The organism is Frankia canadensis, from assembly GCF_900197875.1.
In the GTDB taxonomy this organism is placed as follows: domain Bacteria; phylum Actinomycetota; class Actinomycetes; order Frankiales; family Frankiaceae; genus Frankia; species Frankia canadensis.
The window spans coordinates 1-4686 of record NZ_FZMO01000280.1; the positions used below are offsets into that span (position 1 = coordinate 1).

A 4686-nucleotide genomic window follows, 5' to 3' on the forward strand; every position below is an offset into this window, starting at 1 on the left:
GTGAACCTGATGGGCGGCGGGGACGGGCCGGTCGGCCTGACGGCGGCGGGGGAGGCGTTCGCCGCGGGCATCCTCGGCCATCTGCCGGCGCTGATGGCGCTCGGGGCGCCCAGCGTCGCGTCCTACCTGCGCCTCGCACCGTCGCGCTGGGCCGGTGTGTACGCCTGCTGGGGCGCGGAGAACCGCGAGGCCGCGCTGCGGATGATCCCCGGCCCGCCGGCCGCGGCCGGTCGCGCGGCGAACCTCGAGATCAAGTGCTTCGACCTGGCCGCCAACCCGTACCTGGTGGTGGCCGGCCTGCTGGCCGCCGGCCGGGCCGGGCTCGAGGCGCGCGCCCGGCTGCCACCGCCCGTCGACGTCGACCCGGCGACGCTCGCCCCCGCCGAACGGGACCGGCGCGGCATCAGCCGGCTGCCGACGAACCTGGCCGACGCCGTCACCGCGTTCGAGGCGGACGACGTGCTGCGCGCGGCGCTCGGCGAGGAACTGCACGACACCGTCGCCACCGTCCGACGGGCGGAGATCGACCGTTTCGCCGGCGCGGACGCCGAGGCCGTCGTCGCCGCGACCCGCTGGCGCTACTGAGACTGGCGGTCGGCCGGTTGCGGCCGCCGTGACGCCGATCACGTTACTTTGGCGCGTCAGAGTCCAACGCCCCCACAATGATGCGCACTCGTCCAAGGAGGCGCGCGTGCGTAAGGTCCTGGTCGCAAACCGCAGTGAGATCGCCGTCCGTGTCTTCCGTGCCGCCCAGGAACTGGGGCTTCGCACCGTCGCCGTCTACACGCCCGAGGACGTGGCCGCGCTGCACCGGACGAAGGCCTCCGAAGCGTACGAGATCGGCGGCCCAGGGCATCCGGTGCGCGGCTATCTGGACATCGACGCGCTGCTGACGGTCGCCAAGCAGGCGGAGGCGGACGCACTGCACCCCGGCTACGGGTTCCTGTCGGAATCGGCGGTGCTGGCCGAGGCGTGCGCGGCGGCGGGGGTGACGTTCGTCGGCCCGCCGTCGTCGGTGCTGCGGCTGACCGGGGACAAGGTGGCGGCGCGGGACGCGGCGATGGCGGCGGGCCTGCCGGTGCTGCGGGCCAGCGCGCCGCTGCCGGACGGGGCCGGAGCGGCGGAGGCGGCCGAGCGGGTGGGCTTCCCGTTGTTCGTGAAGGCGTCGGCGGGTGGCGGCGGGCGGGGTCTGCGCCGGGTCGAGCGCCCGACGGACCTCGCGGACGCGGTGGCGAGCGCGTCGCGGGAGGCCGCGGCCGCGTTCGGGGACGGGACGGTGTTCCTGGAGCAGGCGGTGACCCGGCCGCGGCACATCGAGGTGCAGGTGTTCGCCGACTCCTACGGGAACATCATTCATCTGTACGAGCGGGACTGTTCGGTGCAGCGTCGGCATCAGAAGGTCGTCGAGATCGCGCCGGCGCCGCAGCTGGACGAGGCGATCCGGGCGAGTATCTGCGCGGACGCGGTGCGTTTCGCCCGGCACGTCGGCTACGTGAACGCCGGGACGGTCGAGTTCCTGCTCGCCGCGGACGGTCAGTACACGTTCATGGAGATGAACCCGCGCATTCAGGTGGAGCACACGGTGACCGAGGAGGTCACCGGCGTCGATCTGGTCGCGGCGCAGCTGCGGATCGCCGACGGGGAGAGCCTGGCCGATCTGGGCCTGGAGCAGGAGCGGATCGCGCTGCGTGGCACGGCGATCCAGTGCCGGGTGACGACGGAGGATCCGGCGGACGGATTCCGCCCGGACACCGGGACGATCAGCTTCTACCAGTCGCCGGGCGGGCCGGGCGTGCGCCTGGACGGGGCGACGTACCCGGGTGCGGAGGTCAGCCCGTATTTCGACTCGCTGCTGGTGAAGCTGACCGCGCGGGGTTCCACCCTGGAGAAGGCGTCGCGCCGCGCGCGCCGGGCGCTCGGCGAGTTCCGGATCCGTGGGGTGCGGACGAACATCGACTTCCTGGCCGAGGTGCTCGCCGACCCGGGCTTCCTCGCCGGCGGTGTGCCCACGTCGTTCATCGACGAGCGGCCGCATCTGCTGCTGCCCGGGCGCGGCACCGACCGGACCAGCCGGATGCTGGCCCGGCTCGCCGAGAGCACCGTCAACGGCTTCACCCGCCCCGCCGGCGTCGCGCTGGTCGACCCCCGCACCCGGCTGCCCGAGCTGACCGACCTGCCGGCGCGCCCGGACGGGCAGGGCGTGCTGGTGCCGGACGGGTCGCGGCAGCTGCTCGCGCGGCTGGGGCCGGCGGGCTGGGCGGCGCGGCTGCGCGCGCAGGAGACGCTGGCGGTCACCGACACCACGCTGCGTGACGCCCATCAGTCACTGCTGGCGACCCGGCTGCGGTCGTTCGACATCCTGGCGGCGGCGCCCGCGTTCGCCGCGCTGACGCCGAGCCTGCTCAGCCTGGAGGCGTGGGGCGGGGCGACGTACGACGTGGCCCTGCGGTTCCTCGCCGAGGACCCGTGGGAGCGGCTCGCCGCGCTGCGGGTGGCGGCGCCGAACATGTGCCTGCAGATGCTGCTGCGCGGCCGCAACGCCGTCGGCTACACCCCGTATCCGGACGACGTGGTGCGGGCGTTCGTCGCCGAGGCCGCGGCGACCGGCGTCGACATCTTCCGGATCTTCGACGCGCTCAACGACTTCGACCAGATGCGCCCCGCGATCGACGCCGTCCTCGAGACCGGCACCGCGATCGCCGAGGGCACCCTGTGCTACACCGGCGACCTGTCCGACCCGGCCGAGTCCATCTACACACTCGACTACTACCTCCGGCTGGCCGATCAGCTCGTCTCCGCCGGCGTCCATGTGCTGGCGGTCAAGGACATGGCCGGGCTGCTGCGGCCGGCCGCGGCGACGACGCTGGTCACGGCGCTGCGGGAGCGGTTCGACCTGCCCGTTCACCTGCACACCCACGACACCGCCGGCGGCCAGCTCGCCACCCTGCTCGCCGCCGCGGCGGCCGGGGTCGACGCGGTGGACGCCGCCGCGGCGCCGATGTCGGGCGGCACCAGCCAGGTGAACATGTCGGCCCTGGTCGCCGCGACCGACCACACCCCCCGAGCCACCGGGATCGCGCTGTCGGCGCTGTCGTCGATGGAGGCCTACTGGGAGGCCGTGCGTGACCTGTACGCGCCGTTCGAGGCGGGCCTGCGGGCCCCGACCGGTGCCGTCTACCGGCACGAGATCCCCGGCGGGCAGCTCACCAACCTGCGCCAGCAGGCCATCGGGCTGGGCCTCGGCGACCGCTGGCCCGCCGTCCAGGAGGCCTACGCTGTCGCCAACGAGCTGCTCGGCAAGCCGATCAAGGTGACGCCGACCAGCAAGGTCGTCGGTGACCTCGCACTGTTCCTCGTCGGCGGCACCGTCGACGTCGACGCGCTGCGCGAGCACCCCGAGCGCTTCGACCTGCCCGCAAGCGTCCTGGGCTACCTCGCCGGCGAGCTCGGTACCCCGCCGGCCGGGTTCGCCGAGCCGTTCCGCGAGCGCGCCCTGGCCGGACGCCGCCCCGCCCCGCCGAGCGCCACCCTCGACCCCGCCGACGCCGCCGAACTCGCCGCCGACAGCACCACCCGGCGGGCCGCCCTGTCCCGGCTGCTGTTCCCCGGCCCGTGGAAGGACTACCTGACCGCCGTCGACAACTACGGCGACAGCTCCGTCATCCCCACCGAGGGTTACCTCTACGGACTGCGCTCCGGACAGCCGATCGCCGTCCTGCTCGAACCCGGCGTCGAGATCATAGTCGAGCTCGACGCCCTCTCCGACCCCGACGACGCCGCCATGCGCACCCTCTACCTGCGGGTCAACGGCCAGCCCCGGCCGGTCCGCGTCCGCGACACGTCGATCACCGCGACGACCACGGCCGCCCGGCGTGCCGACCCGTCGGACCCCACCCAGGTCGGCGCCGGCCTGCCCGGCATCGTCACGTTCGTCGTCGCCCCCGGCGACACCGTCACCGCCGGTCAGAAGCTCGCCGTCGTCGAGGCGATGAAGATGGAGGCCGCCGTCACCAGCCCCGCCGCCGGCACCATCGTGGAACTGGTCCGTTCCAGCGGCGACAGCGTCGAGGTCGGCGACCTCCTCCTCGTCCTTCGCCCCTGACCGCCGCCCTGCCAATCCCGGGGTTTCGCCTGTGCGGACCCCGGGGTTGGCGGGGCGAAACCTGGTGAATCCTCGCGGCGCCCACCCGAATCGCCGCTGTCGGTCGCGGGAATCCCCCATGCGCAGCCGGGAACAATGCTCCGGCGAACAGGGGGCATCATGGCATTCATTCGGAAATCCTTGTTGCTGAGTTCCGCCATGGCAGTTCCGAGCGCGGTCGTTCTGTTCGCCGCGCCGGCCGTCGGGGCGGCCTCCCCGTCGGCGCCGTCGAACGTGACCGTCACGGGTGTGGGCGCCGGTGCCGCGCGCGTCTCCTGGACGGACACGTCGTCCGATGAGACCGGTTTCGACGTCGCCAAGGGTTCGGAGACACGCCACGCCGGGCCCAACGCGACCTCCTTCGACTGGGGTGGCCTCGGGAGCGGTCCGGCCTGCTTCAAGGTCCGTTCCGTCAACGCGGCCGGCACCTCCGCCTGGGCCCCGTCCGGCGGCCTCTGTCTCGCCGGAGCCGGTGCGGGCGGCGGAGGCAGTGCGGGCGGGGCGGTGGCCGGCGGCGCGGGGGTGGGCGGCGCCGGCCGCCGCCC

The 4686-nt window shown here is 74.1% G+C and carries 2 protein-coding genes and 1 pseudogene; all 3 read left to right on the forward strand.

Annotated features, from left to right (window positions below):
* Nucleotides 1–585, forward strand: a pseudogene (locus C1A33_RS20605) (glutamine synthetase); the annotation flags it as partial.
* A 106-nt stretch (nucleotides 586–691) separates the two neighbouring features.
* The gene (locus tag C1A33_RS20610) at nucleotides 692–4102 is read left to right on the forward strand and encodes a pyruvate carboxylase (protein WP_101833070.1); all 3411 of its coding nucleotides are present in this window, start codon (nucleotides 692–694) and stop codon (nucleotides 4100–4102) included.
* A 198-nt stretch (nucleotides 4103–4300) separates the two neighbouring features.
* The coding region (locus tag C1A33_RS35095) for a fibronectin type III domain-containing protein (protein WP_165818498.1) at nucleotides 4301–4686 on the forward strand (386 nt) is incomplete at its 3' end.